Genomic DNA, 20,128 nt, shown 5'->3' with positions numbered 1-20,128 from the left:
GGTTCGGCTGGATGACGTTCAAATCAGTGTCACGCCGGCATCGCGCATCCGGCCCAGCATCCTCTCCACGGAGCCGTTGAGATCGATGCCGCGGCAGGCGTCGAGCCGCACGGATGTCTCAAAACCGAGCTTGACCGCGTCGAGCGCCGAAAAGGCGACGCAGAAATCCGTCGCCAGGCCGACCAGGGTCAGCATCTCGATGTTCCGATCCCGGAGATAGCCGGCAAGGCCGGTCGGCGTCGTCCGGTCGTTCTCGAAGAATGCGGAATAGCTGTCGATCGCAGGACGGAACCCCTTGCGGATCACCAGTTCGGCCTTGCTCCAGGCGAGGCCCGAATGGAAATCCGATCCCAGGCTGCCCTGGATGCAGTGATCCGGCCACAGCGTCTGGTGGCCATAAGGCACGTCGATCGTTTCGAACGGTTGCTTGCCGGGGTGGCTGGAGGCAAAGCTCGAATGGCCGGCAGGGTGCCAGTCCTGCGTCAGGAGGACGTGCTCGGTCCGCCGGATCAGGTCATTGACCAACGGCACGATTTCGTCGCCACCGGCCACTTCAAGGGCGCCACCCGGGCAGAAATCGTTCTGCAGGTCGATAACGACAAGCGCTTCGTCGGCCATGGAGCCTCCTTATTTTCTTGGTCTTGAGCTTAGGCTCCAATGAAAACGCGACCGGACGCAGAAACTTGACCAGATGGCCGGCTGCGTCAACCTCTCATGGCATAACAAATGCGTTCCGGGTGCACCGGTGCCAACGGCCGTGCAAACTCTGGCTTTGACAATTCCTGCCGGCTTGATATCATTTGCATACGAATGAATTTCCTGCCTTGAATGCTCGGGAAAATCTTTCGGCAGGATCCCCTCTCGGGAAGCCCATTCTGGGAAGGCAAAGCGTGATCCGTTACGCAAAACCCACCACGGTCGACGATGCCCTCGCTTTGCTGGGCGAAGGGCAATGGCGCATCCTCGCCGGCGGCACCGACTTCTATCCGGCACAGGGCAGCAAGCCTTTCCGCGACAATGTCCTCGATATCAATGGCCTGGTGGCATTGCGCGGCATTGCCGAAGCCGAAAACCATTGGCTCGTCGGCGCGCGCACCACCTGGACCGATCTCGTCCGCCATCCTCTGCCGGCGGCTTTCGACGCGCTGAAGCAGGCGGCGCGGGAAGTCGGCTCGGTGCAGATCCAGAACGTTGCCTCGATTGCCGGCAATCTCTGCAACGCCTCGCCGGCCGCCGACGGCGTGCCGGCGCTGCTGGTGCTCGATGCCGAAGTCGAACTGCGTTCCGCTGTGGCGACCCGGCATCTGCCCCTTGCAGAATTCATCCTCGGCAACCGTCGCACCGCACTGCAGCCCGGCGAAATGGTCACGGCAATCCGCATTCCCAAACCCGCGACCGCCGGCAGCTCCGCCTTCGTGAAACTCGGCGCGCGGCGTTATCTCGTCATCTCCATCGCCATGGCCGCCGCACGCCTGGCCGTCGAAGATGGTATGGTCAGGAACGCGGCCGTCGCCGTCGGTTCCTGCTCGGTTGTCGCCAGGCGCCTGGCGGGTGTCGAGGCGGCGCTACGCGGCCGGCCCGTCGGCCACGCGCTGGCCACTGCGATCCAATCCGCACCGATGGACGAGCTGTCGCCGATCGGCGACGTGCGCGGCAGCGCCGAATATCGGCTGGACGCTGCACGCGAGATCGTCGCCCGCGCCGTGCTTGGTGCGATGGGCGCTGTTCCCGACGAAAGGGCGGCCGCCTGATGGGCATGGAGCGCGCCGACATCGCCTTCGAAGTCAACGGCGCCGCCGTCAGCGTTTGTGTGCCGCCGGCGCGGCGGCTGTCCGCGGTGCTGCGCGACGAGTTGCGGCTGACCGGCACCAAGATCGGCTGTGATGCCGGCGATTGCGGCGCCTGCACGGTGCTGGTCGACGGCGAGCCGGTCTGCGCCTGCCTGATGCCCGCGGCTTCCGCCTCCGGCACCGTGGTGACGACCGTCGAAGGCCTCGCCAATGGCCGGTTGTCGGCGCTGCAGGCTTCGTTCCTCAGCCATGGCGCAGCGCAATGCGGCGCCTGCACGCCCGGCCTGCTGGTCGCCGCAACGGCACTCCTGGACAGGACGCCTTGCCCGAGCGAGGCCGAAACGCAGGATGCGCTGGGCGGCGTGCTCTGCCGCTGTACCGGCTACCGCAAGATCGTCACCGCGGTGATGGATGCTTGGCGCCACGCCGACGGTCTCGATCAGCGCATGCCATCCTCTGGCCATGCCGTCGGCTCCTCCCCGATCCGCCTCGATGGCCTTCCGAAAGTCACTGGCGGCGAAAAATTCGGCGGTGATTCATTCCCGGCCGACGCATTGTCGGTGTTGGTGGTCCGCTCGCCGCATTATCATGCCGCTTTCACTTTTGGCGATCTCGGCAGCTGGGTGAAATCCCGTCCTGGCATTGCCGGCGTCTTCACCGCCGCCGACATACCGGGAAAGAATTGTTTCGGCGTCATCGCGCCCTTCGCCGACCAGCCGGCGCTGGCCGAAGGGGTTTCGCGCTTTCGCGGTGAGGCGGTGGCGCTGGTTGCCGGCGAACGCGAGGCTATCCTCGATCTCGACCTTGCCGATTTTCCTGTCAGTTGGACCGAGTTGCCGCATTTTCTGGAAACTGGCGAAGCGCAGGCCGGCGGTGCGCAACTGGTCCATGAAAACCGGCCCTCGAACCTGCTCACCTCCGGCTTCGTCGAGCGTGGCGACCCCGAAGCCGCGCTTGCCGGTGCGGCTTTCGTCGTTTCCGGCGCCATCGACACCTCCTATGTCGAGCACGCCTATATCGAACCGGAAGCCGGCTATGCCTTCATGGACGGCGACACGCTGGTCGTCGTCGCCTGCACGCAGGCGCCCTATATGGACCGTGACGACACGGCAAAAGTGCTCGGCGTTGCCCCGGAAAAGGTGCGCATCGTGCCGACCGCCACCGGCGGCGGCTTCGGCTCCAAGCTCGACGTCTCGCTGCAACCGCTCATCGGCCTCGTCGCCATGAAAACCGGCCGGCCGGCGGCGCTCGCCTATACCCGCACCGAATCGATGATCTCGACCACCAAGCGCCATCCCGCTCAGATGAGAGCGAGCATCGGCGCCGATGCCGACGGCCGCATCACCGGCATGGTCTTCGCCGGCGATTTCAACACCGGCGCCTATGCCAGCTGGGGGCCGACGGTCGCCAACCGCGTGCCGGTGCACGCCTCCGGCCCCTATGCGACGCCGAACTATCGCGCCGAAGGCCGCGCCATCCACACCAATGGCCCGATTGCCGGCGCCTTTCGCGGTTTCGGCGTGCCGCAGGCGACGATCATGCAGGAGACCCTCTATGACTACCTGGCCGACAAGCTCGGCATGGATCGGCTCGACTTTCGCCTGAAGAACTGCCTTCGGAACGGATCCGAAACAGTTACCGGGCAGCGGCTCGAGTCGGGCGTCGGCATCGCCGACTGCCTAGGGGCCCTCCGCTCACATTGGCGGCGTGCCCTAACTGACGCCGACGCGTTCAACGCCCGTAGCAGCAGCGAAAAAAAACGCGGCGTCGGCGTCGCCTCTTGCTGGTACGGCTGCGGCAACACCTCGCTGCCCAATCCGTCGACCATCAAGGTCGGCATCTCGGCATCGGGCGAAGTCGTCCTGCATCAGGGGGCGGTCGATATCGGGCAAGGTTCGAACACTGTCATCGCGCAGATCTGCGCCGACGCGTTGGGTCTTCCGCTTGAAAAGCTGCGGCTGAAAGGCGCCGACACGGCAATCACCCCCGACGCCGGCAAGACGTCGGCCTCGCGCCAGACCTTCGTCACCGGCAAGGCCGCCGAAAAGGCCGGCCGCGCCTTGCGCGATGAGATCTTGCGTTTCGCCAATGTCTCGGAAAAGGCGGCGATTGCGCTGGACGGCGCAAATCTGAGCATCGGGGAAGGCGAAGCGACGCGCCGCATCGATCTTTCCTCGCTGAAGGTAGACGCCGAAGGCTTTGTCTTCCGCGCCGAGGGAAGCTACGACCCGCCGACGCTGCCGCTCGATGCCAAGGGCCAGGGCAAGCCTTATGCCGTCTATGGCTATGGCGCCCAGATCGCCGAACTGGAGGTCGACCTCAGGCTCGGCACCGTGAAGCTTATAAAAATCACCGCCGCTCACGATGTCGGCAAGGCCATCAACCCTTTACTGGCAGAGGGCCAGATCGAGGGTGGCATCGCCCAGGGCATCGGCATGGCGCTGATGGAGGAATTCATCCCCGGCCGCACCGAAAACCTGCACGATTATCTGATCCCGACGATCGGCGACGTGCCACCGATCGAGACCATCCTGATAGAAGTTCCGGATCCGGAAGGACCTTTCGGCGCCAAGGGTTTGGGCGAGCATGTGCTGATCCCGACGGCGCCGGCGATCCTCAACGCCATCCGCCACGCCACCGGTGTGCTGGTCACCAAAATTCCGGCGACGCCGACCCGCATCCGCGCCGCCATCCTCGACAAGGAGGCGCGCCGATGAGCGAGCTTGCCGAACGCTTCGAGACACACGATCCCGGCGAGAAGCTGGTGGCCGAGAAGATCCGCTGTGATGCCTGTCCGGTCATGTGCTACATCGCCGAAGGCCGCACCGGCGCCTGCGACCGCTACGGCAATGTTGGCGGCAGGATCGTGCGGATGGATCCACTGACCATCCTCGACCACGCGGCCGAGACCGGCGCCGCAATCGTACCCTTTGCCGAAGAAGGCGAGGCATGGGACGGCGAACTGGTCAACACCGGCCGCCGCTTCGTCACCGCCATCGGCGCCGGCACCACCTATCCCGATTACAAGCCGGCGCCCTTCATCGTCAGCCAGGAGGTCGGGGGCGTCGATCTGGTCACCGTCGTCACCGAGGGCATCTTCTCCTATTGCGGCGTCAAGGTGAAGATCGACACCGACCGTCATATCGGCCCCGAAACGGCGACGGTCCGTGCCCAAGGCGAGGCGATCGGCCATGTCACGACCGGCGAATACGGCTCGCAGATGCTGTCGCTGGGCGGCGTACATCATTTGACCGGCGGCTCGAAGGCTGAAGGGCGAGCCACCTGCGACGCCATGCTCGCCCTGTGCAACCGCAAACCGGTTGAACTCGTCATCGACGGCGGCGCCACCGTCATCGTCGAAGCCGGCAAGCCGCCGGTCATCGACGGCAAGCTCGAGCAGCGCATGCGCGTCGGCTGCGGTTCGGCTACCATAGGCATGTTCGCGACCCAATGGCGCGGCCTTGTCGACGACGTGGTGGTGGTCGATGACCACATCACCGGCGTCGTCTCCGAGCATCAGGCCGGCAAGGTGCTTGGCTGGCAGGATACCGGCATCAAGATCATCGGCCGCCGTTCGACGCCGGGCCGTTATTTCAAGGTGTCGGAGCCCGGCCTCGGCTGGGGCGGCACCAGCATTTCCGACCCGCTGTCGATCCTTGGTGAATGGAACGCCAAAAAGGGTGCGCGCCCCGGCATGTCGCTGCTGATGGTCTCGACCACCGGCGAGCAATTCGCCTATTACGAGCTCGACGACGAACTGAAGCCGGTCCAGAAACCGTTCCCGGAGCGGCTGCGGAAGTCGGTCGACCTGATCGAGGACAATTGCGAGCCGGCGCTCTGCACCGTGCTTTTCGTCGGCGGCGCCGGCGGCTCGCTGCGCGCCGGCGTCACCGAGAACCCGGTCAATCTGACCCGCTCGGTGCAGGGCTTGACGACCTATGTGACGGTCGGCGGCGCGCCGGTCTATGTCTGGCCGGGCGGCGGCATCACGCTGATGGTCGACGTCACCCGCGTGCCGGAAGGCGCCTTCGGCTATGTGCCGACCCCGGCGCTGGTGGCGCCGATCGAGTTCACCATGCGCCGCGACGATTATGTCAGGCTTGGCGGCTACGAAGGCGAAATCCGCAGCGTCGACGATATCCTGGCCAAGGGCGGCGAATATCTCAATCCGCGCCGCGGCACGGCCGCACCCCGTGACAATCCCTGGCCGCCGCTGGCGCAGTTGCGTCGCGCGGCCGCAAACGGGGCCGGGCGATGAACGGCCCGCAGGCGCATTGGCTCGAGGACGGCCGGAGGCTTCACCTCAATCATGGGCCGATCGACCTGATCGTCGAGGCATTCGGCGAGGCGAGTGAATGCAGCGCCGCATATCGCCAGGCAGTGGCGCGCTTCCAGACAATCCTGCCCGAACTGGTCGAAGAGTTGCCCGAACTGCGGCGCCCGGCCGCCTCGCGGCCACGTGCTTTCGCTGGCCCGACGGCGCGCCGCATGGAAGCGGCGGTCGTTCCGCTAGCGAAACAATTCATCACACCAATGGCGGCCGTCGCCGGCTCGGTAGCCGACGAAGTGCTTGGCGCGCTGCTTGCCGGCCGCCGGTTCGAGCGCGCCTATGTCAACAATGGCGGCGACAGCGCGATCCATCTCGGGAGCGGCCAGTCGATGACGCTTGCCATTGCCGGGACAGGTCATGGACTGGCAGACCGTCTCACGATCCGCGCCGAGGATCGCGTCCGCGGTGTCGCGACAAGCGGCTGGCGCGGCCGCTCCTTTTCGCTGGGCATCGCCGACGCGGTCACGGTGGTGGCGCGAACGGGTGCTGAAGCCGATGCCGCCGCGACCTTGATCGCCAACGCCGTCGACCTGCCCGGTCATCCGGCCGTTAGGCGCGTACGGGCGCGCGATCTCGCACCTGACAGCGACCTCGGCGACCGTTTGGTGACGCAGGGCGTGGGGCTGCTTTCCGCCGCTGAAATCGCTATTGCGCTGGAAGGCGGATTTGCCGTTGCCGAGGAGTTTCGGCGGCGCGGCCTGATTGCCGCCGCGGCGCTTTTCCTCGGCGGTCAGGCGCGCATCGCAGGTCCGATGGCGCTCGCCAATAAAGTTTTAGAGAGGGAAATTGCTCATGCCTGAGTTTCCGATCCGCAAGATCGCCGTGCTGACCGAAGAGATTTTTCACGAAGGCGGGCCGGTGGCGAAGGTGCCGCGGCACCGCGCGGCGGCCATGGCTGTGGTCAAGAACCCGTTCGCCGGCCGTTACGTCGAGGAACTGCAGAGCGCCATGGAGGATTTGAAGCCGCTCGGGCTGCTGCTCTCCGACAGGCTTATCGACGCATTGGGCGGCGACGTCAAACAGATCGACGGTTACGGCAAGGGCGCCATCGTCGGCATGGCGGGCGAGCTGGAGCATGGCGCGCTGTGGCATGTGCCGGGCGGCTATGCCATGCGCGAACGGCTCGGCGACGCCAAGGCGATCGTGCCCTCGGCGAAGAAGGTCGGCGGCTTCGGCGCGCGGCTCGATGTGCCGCTCGGCCACATCAACGCCGCCTATGTGCGCAGCCATTTCGATGCCATGGAAATCGGCATCAGCGATGGCCCCCGTCCCGACGAGATCCTGTTTTGCCTCGCCATGACCTGCGGCCCGCGCGTGCACGACCGCATGGGTGGGCTGGCGGCCAAGGACATTAAGGCATGGGATGGGCTGCGGTGAGCGCCGAGGACAATCTGCTCAAGCTGGTCGAGGCCGAGGAGCCTGACGAAAACGACTATCGCTTGCAGGAGCAGGTCGGCTTCATCCTGCGCAAGGCGCATCAGCGCCATGTCTCGATCTTCGCCGCACACATCGCCGATCTGACGCCGCCGCAATTTGCCGCTTTGGCCAAATTGCGCGACGTCGGCGAGACCTCGCAGAACCAGCTTGGCAGCCTGATCGCCATGGATGCGGCGACCGTGAAGGGCGTCATCGACCGGCTGAAAGCGCGTGGCTTTGTCGAACTTAGCAAACACGAAGTCGACAAACGGCGCCTGCTGGTCAATCTGACCGCCGACGGGCGCGACGCGATCGAGCGGCTGATTCCGCTTGCCCGTGAGATTACGCAGGAAACGCTGGCGCCGCTTTCCGCCAAGGAAGCGGCCATTTTCATGAAGCTGCTGGCCAAGCTGGCTTAATCTGCTGCCTGCCGGCGTTTGGTTGTTGTTCCTGCCGGGCGCTGAACGCCCGGCAGGAAAGCCTCGTCTCAGAGGCCGTTGTCCTTCAGGATCTGGGCGGCATTTTCCTTGGTGATCTTCTGCGTCGGCAGGGTGATGGTCTTTTCCACCTTCTCCCCGTTCAGGAACTTGATCGCCTGCCGCAGCCCTTCGGCGCCGGGTGTCACATAGGTGAAGGTCGCCGTCAGTTCGCCATTGTTGACCAGCGTTACCCCTTCATTGGGCAGGCCATCGATGCCGATGAACTTGATGTCCTTCTCGCGTCCGGCATCCTTGGCGGCAAGATAGGCGCCATAGGCCATCGGATCATTGTGGCCGTAGACAAGATCGATCTTCTCGTTGTTGCGCAGCGCCGTCGCCATGATGTTGTAGGCCTGGTCCTGCTTCCAGTCGCCCGACTGCTGGTCGAGCAGGTATTTTATGCCCGGCTCCTTGTCGGTGAATTCATGGAAGCCGTCATGGCGATCGTGTGCCGGCTGGGTGCCCATGCCGCCCCAGATCTCGACGACGTTGCCGGCGGCCTTGCCCTTGCCGCCAAGCAGCTCGACGGCATATTCACCGGCAGCCCGGCCGATCAGCTTGTTGTCGCCGCCGACGAACTGCGTGTAGTCGTTGGTTTCGACGTTGCGGTCGAGCACGAAGACCGGGATCTTGGCATCGATCGCCTGCTGCACGACACCGGTCAGGCCGGCGGATTCTTTCGGTGATACCAAGAGCGCATCGACCTCCTGACGGATAAGGTTTTCGACATCGGCGACCTGCTTCTCGGTCTTGTCCTCGCCGTCGGTGATGATCAGCTCGACTTCCGGATGCTTGGCCGCTTCGGCCAGGATGTCCTTGTTGAACTGGGCGCGCCAGGGTTCGATGGTCGTCACCTGCGAGAAGCCGATCTTCCACTTCTTGTCCTGCGCATGGGCGCCGCCGGCAAGCATGGCGGTCGTGGTCAGGAGTGCCGCTGTCAGCCCGGCGAGCTTCAACAATTCACGTCGTTTCATTTCTTGTTTCCTCCAATATTCAGAGACGCGGTCTCTTGCGACGGCCGCTTTGCCGCGGCCGTTTCCTTGTGCGCTTGCCCACCGGGCAGTCGCAGATAGAAGAGAAGATCACCGGCACTGCGCTCCTGTACGAGCACGGTACCGATGATGATCATCCCCTTCAGCACCAGCTGAAGGTTCGAATTGATGTTGTGCAGCTGCAGGATGTTGGAGAGCAGCCCGAAGATCAGCACGCCGCAGAACGTCCCGGTGAGGCTGCCGCGTCCGCCCATCAGGCTGGTGCCGCCGATGACCACGGCGGCGATCGCGTCGAGCTCCAGCCCGGCGCCGGCGTCCGGCTTGCCTTGCCGGTACTGCGCGACATAGAGCACCGCCGCGATGCCGGCCAGCAGCCCTGACACGGCATAGGTGGCGATCTTCACGCGGCCTGCGGCGATGCCCGACAGCCGCGCCGCCTCCTCATTGCCGCCGATTGCGTAGACATAGCGGCCGAACGGGGTGAAGCGCAGCACGGCGCCGTAGATCAGGATGGCGCCGAGGAAGAACAGGCCCGGCATCGGGATCACGCCGAATACCAGCGAGCGCAGCATTTCGAAATCGGCGGTGGCATTCGAGCCGGTGTAGACCGGCAGCACCGCATTGTTCTGGCCGGCTGTCAGCCGGGCGATGCCGAGCGCAGTGACCATCATCGCCAGCGTCACGATGAAGGGCTGCAGCCGCCCGGCGACGATGATGAAGCCGTTGAGCGCGCCGAACAGCAGGCCGACGCAAGGCGCCACCAGCAGCACGCCGAGCACGCCGAATTTTGAGCCCACCTGCGGCAGCAGGAACCACAGCACCAGACTGCACAGGATCACCCCGACAATGCCGGGCGTCACCAGCCCGCGAACGCTGTCCAACCTGATGTCGTGCGTGGCCTGCGCGCCGGCGCGGGATTTTTCGATGTTCAGCAGGATGAAACGAGTGACGAGAATGCCGAGGCAAAGGGCTGCCAGGGCAACTGTCGGCACCCCCAGCACCACCGCCGGCGTCACGCCGGGGACCGTCAGCAGCATGGCACAGACGACCGTGCAGATAGCCATCAGCGAGCCGACGGAAAGGTCGATACCGCCGGTGATGATCACCGCAGTCATGCCGGTGGCAATCAGCCCGGTGGTCGACACCTGGCGCAGCACATCGAGCAGGTTGCCGTAGGACAGGAAGATGTTGTTGCCCTTGGAGCTGATCGGCGAGCCGAGCACGCCGATCAGGAAGATGGCGATCAGGCCCCAATAGAGCTTCGTCCGGGACAGGATATGCAAAATGCTCATGCGGCAGGCCTCGTCATCGTCCGTCGCGGCGCCGCAAGCCGCATGATGGCCTCCTCGCTGGCTTGCGCGCGGGACAGGATTCCCGTCTGGCGGCCGTCGGCCATGACCAGGATACGGTCGGAAAGATGCAGCAGCTCCGGCAATTCCGAGCTGATCACGGCGATCGCCAGCCCGTCTCGCGCCAGCTTGAAGATGAGATCGTAGATTTCCCGCTTGGCACCGACATCGATGCCGCGTGTCGGCTCGTCGAGCAGCAGCACCCGCGGCCTCGTCGCTAGCCATTTGCCGATGACGACCTTCTGCTGGTTGCCGCCGGACAGCGTGCCGGCCGGCTGCTCGACGGTCTCGCAGCGAATGCCGAGCGCCTTGACGGCGTCCCGTGCCAGCCCTTGCTCACCGGCCAGCGAGCGCACGCCGAACCGCGCCAGCGCGCCGACCAGCGGCAGCGCGACATTGTCGGTGATCGAGGCCTCGAGATGCAGGCCTTGCGTCTTGCGGTCTTCCGTGACCAGGGCGATGCCGAGCCGGCGCGCATCGCGCGGCGAACGGATTTCTACTGCCTCGCCATCGAGCCTGATCTCACCGCCGGCACGTCCGCCGCTGGACCCGAAGATGGTTTCCAGGATTTCGGTGCGGCCCGAGCCCAGAAGCCCGCCGATACCGAGGATTTCTCCTGCGGCAAGATCGAAGCTGACGCCATCGAGCACGGTGCGCCAGCCGTGGCGATTGGGCTTCGACAGCGACAGCTCGCTTACGGAAAGGACGGTGTTGCCACCCGGGATGCGGTGCTCCTGGGAGGAAGCAAGCAGGTTTCGCCCGACCATCGCCGAAATTATGGCGTCTTCGTCGAGCTTGTCCATCGCCTGCGTCAGGACGTGGCGTCCATCGCGAAACACCGTGACCCGGCTGGCCAGATGCATGACCTCGTCGATGCGGTGCGAAATGTAGACGATCGCCACGCCGCTGTCGGCGAGCTGGCGGATGATGCGGAACAGCCGCTGGCATTCGGCCGGCGAAAGCGCCGAGGTCGGCTCGTCCATGATCAGAATGCGCGCCGACATCGACAGCGCCTTGGCGATCTCGACCAGCTGCTGTTCGCCGACGCGCAAGGCACCGACGCGCGCATCCGAGTCGAACTCGATGCCGAGCCTTTGCAAGAGCGCGCCGGCAGCGCGGCTGCTCGCCTTGCGGTCGACAATCAGCCCGGCGATCAGCTTCTCGCGGCCGAGAAAGATATTGTCGGCGACGCTAAGTTCAGGAACGAGGTTCAGCTCCTGGTGGATGATGGCGATGCCGGCGCGCTCGGCTTCGCGGACGCCGGCAAAGCGCACCGGATAGCCATCGATACTGACCGTTCCGTTATAGTCCGTATAGACGCCGGACAGGATCTTCATCAGCGTCGACTTGCCGGCGCCGTTCTCGCCCATCAGCGCATGGACCTCGCCGCGCCGCAGTTCGAAGCCGACATCGACAAGCGCGGCGATACCGCCGAAGGACTTGGAGATGTGCTCGGCGCTCAGTACGATAGCCGAGCCGTCCGCCATAACGCCTTGCGCAGGGATGGAATTGCCGTGCTGCATGACAAGGACGGCCTCCCTCCGTCGTCACCGAACACCTCAAACGCTAATCTAAACGTTTCGATCATGTCAAGGCAATATCTGGAGCCTGAGATTGTTCCATTTCAATTCTTGCGCAAAATCATAAGATTCCGTACGTATTGCTACCGTGGAGTGGTGAAACGTTTCGAAAATGACAGCGTCAGGACGAAAAAAGCAGCGCAAATTCACTGCTCCGACTATGCTTCATGTGGCCGAGGCCGCGCGTGTTTCCGTGGCCACCGTATCGGCGCTGATCAACGGCACCGCGACCGTCAGCCCCGAGCTCAGCCAGCGCATCGAACAGGCGATCCGCGACATCGGCTACAAGCGCAACGCCATTGCCCGCAGCCTGAAGATGGGCACCACACGCACCATCGGGCTCACCGTCCCACACATCACCAATCCGTTCTTTACCGACGTGGTTTCGGTCATCCAGCAGGCTTTCGACAGGGCCGGCTACGCCGTCATGCTGTGCTGCACCGACGAGCACCTGAACACGCAGGACGACCAGATCAGGCTGCTGCTCGACCGCATGGTCGACGGACTGATCGTCGCGCGTGTCGGTGACGGCGCGATCCTCAAACGGATTGTCGACGACGCCAATGTGCCGGTCGTGCTGCTCGACCGTGTTTGCCAGGGTGTCGACACCGATGCCGTCGTTCTCGACAATCAGCGCGCGGTGTTCGACGCCATCACTTACCTGATCGATCTCGGCCATCGGCGCATCGGCTACATCTCCGGCTCGTTCGATATCTCGCCGATGCATGACCGCATGGCGGGATACCGCGAGGCCCTCCAGGCCGCCGGCCTGCCGGCCGAGGCCGAACTCGTCCGCTTCGGCAACTTCCATGAAGTCGACGGCTACAACGCCACCATGCAGCTGCTTTCGCTGCACGACCGGCCGAGCGCCATCTTTTCGGCCAACAACCCGATGGTGATCGGCACCATGAAGGCCATTCGCGATATCGGCTTGTCCTGTCCGGAGGATATTTCGGTCGCCTGCTTCGACGACTTTCCGTGGTCGGATGTGTTCCGGCCGCAATTGACCACGGTCGCACAGCCGGTGCAGGCGATTGGCGAACAGGCGGCCAATCTGCTGCTCGACCGGCTCGCCGGAAACAGGGATGCGCCGCCGCGCAAGCTGACGCTCAAGGGACGCTTGATGATCCGCAATTCATGCCGTCCGCTAGGTGCGACTGCGCAGAGCGTCAGCGCGTAGCGCTTGGGCTCTGTTCAGAAACTTTGCAATGCCGGACGGACAGCGCTCCCTCTGTCCTGCCGACCCCGGGCCTTCGCAGCCACTACGGGCGTTCGTCGTTCGAAAACCGAGCAATTGAAGGACGCGGCGCCGATCGAGCCAAGTGGCCAACAATCAGCCAGCCGACAGTCAGGAAAATCTTGGCAATCGAAGCATGTCGGTTTAGGAATATGACGAGATGCGGCTGATCACCGATATGGGCGCAGGCTTGAGTCATGCGCGTGAAATCGATCCTAATCGGGCTGGGACTTGCTGGGATGGTCGCATTCTCCGGCTGCACCACCGGCGGAGCATTACAGACCTTTCCCCAGGCCTATGGCGGCCTCACCGACGCCGGTTTCCGCATTCCGCCGGTTCCGATCTACAAGGTCGACCAAAAGTTCCGTCGGCAGACAGTGCCTTATGCAACTGACGAGGCGCCTGGCACCATCATTGTCGATACAGGAGCGAAGTTTCTCTACTACGTGCTGGGAGACGGTCAGGCACTGCGCTACGGCATCGGCGTCGGCAAGGCGGGCTTCGAGTGGCATGGCACTGCTCACGTTGCGAGGAAGCGCGAATGGCCGGATTGGAGCGCGCCGTCCGCCATGATTGTACGCGAGCAGAAGCGAGGCCGCATCATACCGGCCCATATGGAGGGCGGACTCGTGAACCCGCTCGGTGCGCGGGCGCTTTATCTTTTCAACGAGAAAGGTGACACTGGATATCGCCTGCACGGTAGCCCTGAATGGTGGTCCATCGGCAAAGCTGTGTCGGCGGGCTGCATTCGCCTCATGAACCAGGACATCATCGATCTCTATGACCGCGCCACAATCGGCACCAAGGTGATCGTCATTTAGTGGACGCGGCGTTTCCCGCTAACGGACGAGCATGACGGATCGAAAACCTCCGCGTAAAACGCGCGAAATGTTCGCCATGTCTTCGCACACCTGTTCGCGATGTTCCCTGCCTAAGGCCGGCCTTGCCCGCAACAGTGGCAAGTGGCGAACCAACTCTCAGGCAGCTTCCGACAGCGATTTGTGAGCGTCGGCCAGGATCTCGAACGAGCGCACCCGCGCCGCATGGTCGAAAATCTGTGCTGTGACCATCAGCTCGTCGGCCCCTGTGCGGCGCACAAACGCCTCGATGCCTTGCCTGACCGTTTCCGGGGAGCCGACGACGGCGCAGGAAAGCGCTTGGCCGAGCATGGTCTTGGCCATTGGATCGAGGTCGCGCTCATATCCTTCGACCGGCGGCGGCAATCGGCCGGGCCGGCCGGTGCGCAGATTGACGAAGGCCTGCTGCAGCGAGGTGAACAACAGCCGCGCCTGGGCATCGGAAGGAGCGGCGAAGACGTTGAGGCCGAGCATCACATAAGGCTTGTCGAGCTGCTCCGAAGGCTGGAAACGCGAGCGGTAGATCTCCAGAGCATGGTCGAGTTCGGCCGGCGCAAAATGCGAAGCGAAGGCGTAGGGCAGGCCGAGCATGGCGGCAAGCTGCGCGCCGTAGAGGCTGGAACCGAGAATCCAGATCGGCACCTTTTCGCCTTCGCCGGGCACCGCGCGGATGCGTTGGCCGTCTTCGGCCGGCTGCAAGTAACCCATCAGCTCGACGACGTCCTGCGGGAAATTGTCGGCGCCAGCGTCGAGGTTACGGCGCAGCGCCCGTGCCGTGGCCATGTCGGTGCCGGGCGCCCGGCCGAGGCCGAGATCGATGCGGCCAGGATGCAGAGCGTTAAGCGTACCGAACTGCTCGGCGATGACCAGCGGCGAATGATTGGGCAGCATGATGCCGCCGGCGCCGACGCGTATCGTATTGGTGCCGCCGGCCACATGGGCAATGACCACCGAGGTGGCGGCGCTGGCGATGCCCGGCATATTGTGGTGCTCTGCCAGCCAATAGCGCCGGTAACCCAGCCGCTCGGCATGACGGGCGAGATCGAGCGAATTGGCGAGTGACTGTGAAGCGTTGCTGCCTTCGACGATCGGCGACAGGTCGAGAACGGAAAGAACGGTCATCGGCGCGGGTTTCCTGTGGGCCGAAGGGATGTAGGAAGCCGTTGCCGAGGCGGCAAATTCAAAATGTTGATGGAGCGCTGAGGGCACAACGGACGTGCGACCGATGCAAGGTCGTGATCTGCACCATCGGGGGGACGCTTTTGACCCTTTAAGCCGCTACTTTTTCACCTCGGGAATCTCTTCGTCCTCGATCGCTGCCGTGTGTTGCGCCGCCAGGAAATTGCCGACATGGCTGAGACCGTCGAAATGATCGCAGAACACCTTGATGACGACCAGCAGCGGCACCGCCAGCAGCGCGCCGACAAAACCCCACAGCCACGACCAGAAGGCGATGGCGATGAGGATCGCCACTGCGTTGATTTCGAGACGGCGGCCGACCACCGTCGGCGTCACGAACTGGCCTTCGACGACATCGCACATAAGGACGAAGGCCGGCGCCAGCAGCGCATAGGAAATCGTGTCGAAGCTTATCAGCGCGATGATCGTAACCAGCGTGATGGTGGTCAGCGCCCCGATATAGGGCAGGAAATTGAGCAGAGCCGCTGCCGCGCCCCAGACCTGCGCGTTGGGCACGCCGAGCGCCCACAGGCCGAGCCCGATGACCACGCCGAGACATGTATTGATGACCGTGACAGTAAGCAGATAATGCGAGATTTCACGTTCTACGTCGTAGACGACGCGCAGCGCCCGCTTCTTTTCGCTGAGACTGGGGAAGGACTGGACGATCTTTTCATAGAACATCGTGCCCGAGGCGAGCAGGAACAGCGACAGGACGAAGACGATGGTAACGCTGGCGCCGGCCGACAGCACATTGCCGGCGGCCTGCGAGAGAATACCGGATGGCGCCGTCGCCACCCTCTGAACGCCCGGCTCCTGGGATGTCTGTGTCAGGCCCTCGATCTGGCGCGAAATCTCCACGATCCGTTCGAACGGACGGCGCAGTTGTGCCAGACGTTCGGTAAGCTGCTGGCCGATCGTCGAGGTGTTGTTGATGAGGTCGATGACCGGGCCGCTGAGCAGATATCCCGCGACGGCGACGAGGCAGAACGAAAGCAGCACCAACAGTGTCGCTGAAATGACATCGGGCATGCCATGCTTGCGCAGGAAGCGAACGATCGGCGTCAGCGTCAGCGCCAGCAGGAAAGCCAGAATGACCGGCATGAAGAAGGCGCGGGCGAAGTAAAGCGCGTAGATCGCCATGAGGATGAAGATGCCGACGAGCAGCGAACGCATCAGATGCGCATCCGCCCGCGCCTCGACGCGCGGATCCGGGCTTTCGGCAGCGCTTGCGCCCGAAGCGTCGGGTTCGGCTTTCATTCTGACCCTCGGCGGCACACCGCGATTGGTGCAGACCGTTGGCGAAAACGCCTCTGTCGCTTCAAGGTTCCGTTAGCTGGAGTCACCGGCAAGGCCGCCTCGCGGCCTTGGCAATGAATCAGGTGACTGGGAATCAGGCAACCGGCGCCGCCACGGCGGGAACGGCCTTCGCAGTTTCCCGGCGCACGATCGGCGCCACTTTGGTGCCGTAGAGTTCGATGGCCTTCATCACCTTGGCGTGCGGCATGGTGCCGATCGCCATTTGCAGCAGGAAGCGGTCGTTGCCGAATATCCTGTGCTGGGCAATGATCTTCTCGGCCACCTGTTCTGGATTGCCGACGAACAGCGCGCCGTTTGGGCCGCGCGATTGGTCGAAATGCGCCCGCGATGTCGGCCCCCAGCCGCGCTCGCGGCCGATGCGGTTCATCACCTCGGCCTGCGGCCCGTAAAAATCGTCGGCTGCCTGGTCCGTGGTGTCGGCAATGAAGCCGTGCACATTGAGACTGGTGGCAAGGCTTGCCGGATCGTTGCCGGCGCGCCTGGCTGCATCCCTGTAGATGTCGAACAGCGGTGCGAACCGCGCCGGCTCGCCACCGATGATCGCCAGTGCCAGCGGCAACCCGAGCACGCCCGCGCGGGCGACGGATTGCGGTGTTCCACCGACGGCGATCCAGATCGGCAATTTGTCCTGCAAGGGCCGCGGATAGACGCCGCGGTCGTTGATCGGCGCGCGCAGACTGCCCGACCAGGTCACCTTGACATGATCGCGGATGGCGAGCAGCAGGTCGAGCTTCTCGGCGAAGAGCTCGTCATAATCTTCGAGATTGTAGCCGAACAGCGGAAAGGACTCGATAAACGAGCCGCGCCCGGCCATGATCTCGGCACGGCCGCCGGACAGAAGATCGAGGGTGGCAAACTGCTGGAAGACGCGCACCGGATCGTCGGAGGACAGCACGGTGACAGCGCTGGTCAGCCTTATGCGCTTGGTGCGTTCGGCCGCCGCCGCCAGCGCCACCACCGGAGCCGAGGCAGCATAGTCGGGACGGTGGTGCTCGCCGAGACCAAAGACGTCCAGCCCGACCTGGTCGGCGAGCTCGATCTCCTCGATCAGGTTGCGCAACCGCTCATGCGCACCGATCGCACCGGGACCTGGTTCCGGGCTGATGTCGGCGAAGGTGTAGAGACCGAGTTCCATAGTGTGTCATCTCAGCGTTTTGTCTTGGCGCTACACGTAGCGATCAGTCCGCCGCCCCGCCAGATGCCTGGATGGTGAACAGTGCGGGTGCCTTTCAGCCGAATTCAATCGAAATGGCGTCTTCCGGCTGCAACAGATCAGAATTTCATGGCTGGCATACCGTTTTGGCGCTTGAACTCTCGGTTTTCACGCGTATGTAAGCCTCGCAAATTGACTTCAAGGAAGTGGACTTGGCTATCTATAGGGAAAAGGACGTTTTCGAGCGGCGCAATGCCGCAAACGAGGCAAAGAAGGCGCTTCTGGAGCGCTTCAAGGCAAAGCCGGCGGCAGATGATCCAGCGGTGCTGGCACGACAGGCCGAGCGCAAGGCGATCCTCGAGGCCCGCGCTATACGCGAGGCCGAAAAGGCCAGGCTGAAGCAGGAAAAGCTGGCGCGCGAAGCGGTCGAAAAGGCCGAGCGCGAGGCAGCTGCCGAAGCGGCACGCATTGCCGCCGAAGAAGCAGCACAGGCCGAAGCGAAGATCCGGGAAGCTGAAGAGAATGAGCGCATCGCCCGTTTTCTTGCCGACGAGGCCGAACGCAAGGCCAAGCGTGACGCACGGTATGCCGCGCGCAAGCAGCGCACCGGCAGGACGCCGCCCGGCTTCTCCGCGCGATAGCGGCTTCCGGCACTGATCAGCCGAATTCAAGAATCAGGGCCGCCTTGCCGCGGCCCCGAACGCGTTCGTCTATCAGAATCGGCTAAGCCGCGAGCTTCAGTCCCATGATGCCGCAGACGATTAGCGCGATGCAGGCCAGCCTGATCGCCGTCGCTGGCTCGCCGAGCAGCCATATCCCCAACAGCGCCGTGCCGACGGTGCCGATGCCGGTCCACACCGCATAGGCGGTGCCGACCGGCAACGCCTTCAGCGCCAGGCCGAGCAAGGTCAGGCTGACGATCATCGAGGCTACCGTCAGGACGGTCGGCAGCGGCTTCGAGAATCCGTCGGTGTATTGAGGCCGATCGCCCAGCCGATCTCGAACAGGCCGGCGAGGAACAGGAAAATCCACGACATCGGAACGCTCCGTTTCGATGGCTTCGGCCGATTTCTTGAACGCGCAAAAACTGTCTTCGCCGCATCCATAGGGGATGCGCGTGAGCTTAATGAACAATCATACCGGCCGCGTTTGCGGCCGGTCGAAATAAGCCGAAACGGTAGCTGCGGCCCTACTTGTCCTTCAGCTTCATCGCCTTCACCGGCGGTGCCTTCAGAGCCGGCGCCGGAGCGGGTTTCTTCGCGTCCTTCTTCGGCTTGCGGGCTTCCTTGCCTGCCTTCATCGCACCCTTAGCCATGATTCGTTCCTCCAGTTGATGTCTGGCGAAGTGAAACAAGAGAAAACGCTCGACTGCAAGAGGCCGCTGCCGTGCAGTCGCCCTGGTCGATGGCTGTCAACCGGTTTCTAATTCCCTCGTAAACCGCAGCGGTCCGTGCCATGGTCTTCTTCGCACTGCAGCATCAGCCCTCGCGTTTCGCCGGCTGATGATCAGGCAGGCCGGTCAGGACGACAATGCGGATCCACATCGGTTGCCAGATGAGCTTCGACTTCCCGCAGGAAACACCGCTGATCGCGATGCTAAATGTCCATTATTCGCGCGCATCCGATCTTGAGCGGCCGGACTTCCTGACGTCGAACCCGCCGGTGCCGATCGAAAGCTACCGCGACAGTTTCGGCAATTGGTGCAACCGTTTCGTTGCGCCGGCCGGGCGCTTTGCGTTCGGCACCGACGCGGTGATCCGCGACCCCGGCTCCTTCGAGACGCGCGAGCTGACGGCGTGGCAGCACGAGGTGCGCGATCTGCCGTCGGAGACGCTGCTGTTCCTGCTGCCCAGCCGTTATTGCGAGAGCGACGTGCTGTCGAATGAAGCGTGGCGGCTGTTCGGCAGCACCCCGCTCGGCATTCCGCGCGTCCAGGCGGTCTGCGACTTCGTCCATAACCACATCGTCTTCAACTATTTCAATGCACGGCCGACGCGCACCGCTGCCGAGGCCTATCGCGAGCAGAGTGGTGTGTGCCGCGACTTTGCCCACCTCGCTGTCGCCTTCTGCCGCGCCCTGAACATTCCAACCCGCTACTGCACCGGCTATATCAGTGATATCGGCCTGCCAAAGCCGTGGTCGGACATGGATTTCGCCGCTTGGATGGAGGTCTATCTCGGCGGCCGCTGGCACGCGTTCGACCCGCGCAACAACGCGCCGCGCATCGGCCGCATCCTGATTGCCTCCGGACGCGATGCCGCCGATGTGCCGCTGACCCACATTTTTGGGCCGGGCGCGCTGGCTGGCTTCAAGGTCTGGACGGACGAGGTCGTCGAATAGCCCCGCGCCGCCCTTTTGAACAACTGACCTTGTGAACAACTGGGCACTTCGGGCGTTGTGAGAGCTGTGGAGCGTGGGCGGGCGCTCCGCCAATCTCGGTGCATCA

The 20,128-nt window shown here is 63.8% G+C and carries 18 protein-coding genes and 1 pseudogene; 10 read left to right on the top strand and 9 right to left on the bottom strand.

The annotated features are described in order from the left end of the window. Positions 1–18: 18 nt before the first annotated feature. Entirely contained in the window at positions 19–618 is a 600-nt protein-coding gene (gene pncA / locus NKI18_RS08670) for a bifunctional nicotinamidase/pyrazinamidase (protein WP_352619439.1), read from the bottom strand. Positions 619–890: 272 nt separating this feature from the next. Here pncA and NKI18_RS08665 point away from each other — a divergent pair, with 272 nt between their 5' ends. The 6 genes from NKI18_RS08665 to NKI18_RS08640 are packed head-to-tail and all read left to right on the top strand — an operon-like array spanning position 891 to position 7,955. Beyond that, complete coding sequence (locus tag NKI18_RS08665; RefSeq protein WP_352539932.1) at positions 891–1,751, top strand: FAD binding domain-containing protein; 861 nt, start codon at positions 891–893, stop codon at positions 1,749–1,751. Continuing rightward, positions 1,751–4,507 (top strand): molybdopterin-dependent oxidoreductase, encoded by a 2,757-nt coding sequence (locus NKI18_RS08660; protein ID WP_502900671.1) that lies wholly within the window; start codon positions 1,751–1,753, stop codon positions 4,505–4,507. The genes NKI18_RS08665 and NKI18_RS08660 overlap by 1 nt, the downstream gene beginning before the upstream one ends. Beyond that, on the top strand, positions 4,504–6,048 hold the full coding sequence (locus NKI18_RS08655; RefSeq protein WP_352619440.1) for a 6-hydroxynicotinate reductase: 1,545 nt from the start codon (positions 4,504–4,506) through the stop codon (positions 6,046–6,048). Before NKI18_RS08660 ends, NKI18_RS08655 begins: the two co-directional genes overlap by 4 nt. Next, positions 6,045–6,920 carry a UPF0280 family protein gene (locus NKI18_RS08650; RefSeq protein ID WP_352619441.1) on the top strand — a complete coding sequence of 292 codons (876 nt, stop codon included), beginning with the start codon at positions 6,045–6,047 and terminating at the stop codon, positions 6,918–6,920. Before NKI18_RS08655 ends, NKI18_RS08650 begins: the two co-directional genes overlap by 4 nt. After that, positions 6,913–7,497, top strand: coding sequence for an amino acid synthesis family protein (locus NKI18_RS08645; protein WP_352619442.1), 585 nt, complete (start codon positions 6,913–6,915; stop codon positions 7,495–7,497). Before NKI18_RS08650 ends, NKI18_RS08645 begins: the two co-directional genes overlap by 8 nt. Continuing rightward, entirely contained in the window at positions 7,494–7,955 is a 462-nt protein-coding gene (locus NKI18_RS08640; protein ID WP_352456012.1) for a MarR family winged helix-turn-helix transcriptional regulator, read from the top strand. Before NKI18_RS08645 ends, NKI18_RS08640 begins: the two co-directional genes overlap by 4 nt. A gap of 68 nt (positions 7,956–8,023) precedes the next feature. Here NKI18_RS08640 and NKI18_RS08635 read toward each other — a convergent pair whose 3' ends face one another. Genes NKI18_RS08635 through NKI18_RS08625 form a run of 3 tightly spaced genes read right to left on the bottom strand, consistent with a single transcriptional unit; the run spans position 8,024 to position 11,879 of the window. Continuing rightward, the gene (locus tag NKI18_RS08635; RefSeq protein ID WP_352619443.1) at positions 8,024–8,989 is read right to left on the bottom strand and encodes a substrate-binding domain-containing protein; all 966 of its coding nucleotides are present in this window, start codon (positions 8,987–8,989) and stop codon (positions 8,024–8,026) included. Further along, entirely contained in the window at positions 8,986–10,299 is a 1,314-nt protein-coding gene (locus NKI18_RS08630) for an ABC transporter permease (RefSeq protein WP_023676963.1), read from the bottom strand. Before NKI18_RS08630 ends, NKI18_RS08635 begins: the two co-directional genes overlap by 4 nt. Next, the gene (locus tag NKI18_RS08625; protein WP_352619444.1) at positions 10,296–11,879 is read right to left on the bottom strand and encodes a sugar ABC transporter ATP-binding protein; all 1,584 of its coding nucleotides are present in this window, start codon (positions 11,877–11,879) and stop codon (positions 10,296–10,298) included. Before NKI18_RS08625 ends, NKI18_RS08630 begins: the two co-directional genes overlap by 4 nt. Positions 11,880–12,096: 217 nt before the next feature. Between NKI18_RS08625 and NKI18_RS08620 the strand changes: the two genes are divergently transcribed. Together NKI18_RS08620 and NKI18_RS08615 are read left to right on the top strand one after the other, a co-directional pair. Continuing rightward, complete coding sequence (locus tag NKI18_RS08620; protein WP_352449454.1) at positions 12,097–13,116, top strand: LacI family DNA-binding transcriptional regulator; 1,020 nt, start codon at positions 12,097–12,099, stop codon at positions 13,114–13,116. Positions 13,117–13,370: 254 nt separating this feature from the next. Continuing rightward, positions 13,371–13,994, top strand: a complete 624-nt coding sequence (locus NKI18_RS08615) for a L,D-transpeptidase (RefSeq protein WP_352619445.1) — start codon at positions 13,371–13,373, stop codon at positions 13,992–13,994. Between the two features lie 156 nt (positions 13,995–14,150). On the opposite strand, the gene NKI18_RS08610 is transcribed toward NKI18_RS08615, so the two are convergent. The 3 genes from NKI18_RS08610 to NKI18_RS08600 form a co-directional block, all read right to left on the bottom strand. Further along, positions 14,151–15,152, bottom strand: coding sequence for an LLM class flavin-dependent oxidoreductase (locus tag NKI18_RS08610; protein WP_352539939.1), 1,002 nt, complete (start codon positions 15,150–15,152; stop codon positions 14,151–14,153). 156 nt (positions 15,153–15,308) lie between these two features. Continuing rightward, the gene (locus NKI18_RS08605; protein WP_023676958.1) at positions 15,309–16,469 is read right to left on the bottom strand and encodes an AI-2E family transporter; all 1,161 of its coding nucleotides are present in this window, start codon (positions 16,467–16,469) and stop codon (positions 15,309–15,311) included. A gap of 133 nt (positions 16,470–16,602) precedes the next feature. Further along, complete coding sequence (locus tag NKI18_RS08600) at positions 16,603–17,664, bottom strand: LLM class flavin-dependent oxidoreductase (protein WP_352619446.1); 1,062 nt, start codon at positions 17,662–17,664, stop codon at positions 16,603–16,605. Between the two features lie 230 nt (positions 17,665–17,894). Here NKI18_RS08600 and NKI18_RS08595 point away from each other — a divergent pair, with 230 nt between their 5' ends. Then, entirely contained in the window at positions 17,895–18,323 is a 429-nt protein-coding gene (locus NKI18_RS08595) for a DUF6481 family protein (protein ID WP_352472362.1), read from the top strand. 82 nt (positions 18,324–18,405) lie between these two features. Here the strand turns inward: NKI18_RS08595 and sugE are convergent. Together sugE and NKI18_RS08585 are read right to left on the bottom strand one after the other, a co-directional pair. Then, positions 18,406–18,719 (bottom strand): annotated as a pseudogene (gene sugE, locus NKI18_RS08590) (quaternary ammonium compound efflux SMR transporter SugE). Positions 18,720–18,871: 152 nt separating this feature from the next. Then, positions 18,872–18,997: a hypothetical protein gene (locus NKI18_RS08585; RefSeq protein WP_013528464.1), complete on the bottom strand. Its 126-nt coding sequence runs from the start codon at positions 18,995–18,997 to the stop codon at positions 18,872–18,874. Positions 18,998–19,212: 215 nt separating this feature from the next. On the opposite strand from NKI18_RS08585, the gene NKI18_RS08580 reads away from it, so the two are divergent. Next, positions 19,213–20,022 carry a transglutaminase-like domain-containing protein gene (locus NKI18_RS08580; protein ID WP_352501143.1) on the top strand — a complete coding sequence of 270 codons (810 nt, stop codon included), beginning with the start codon at positions 19,213–19,215 and terminating at the stop codon, positions 20,020–20,022. The last annotated feature ends 106 nt before the right edge of the window (positions 20,023–20,128 follow it).

Origin of the sequence: Mesorhizobium sp. M0800 (assembly GCF_040320095.1) — a bacterium.
In the GTDB taxonomy this organism is placed as follows: Bacteria; Pseudomonadota; Alphaproteobacteria; order Rhizobiales; family Rhizobiaceae; genus Mesorhizobium.
The sequence above is the reverse complement of the archived record's forward strand: the minus strand, read 5'-3'. Positions and strand labels throughout refer to the sequence as shown.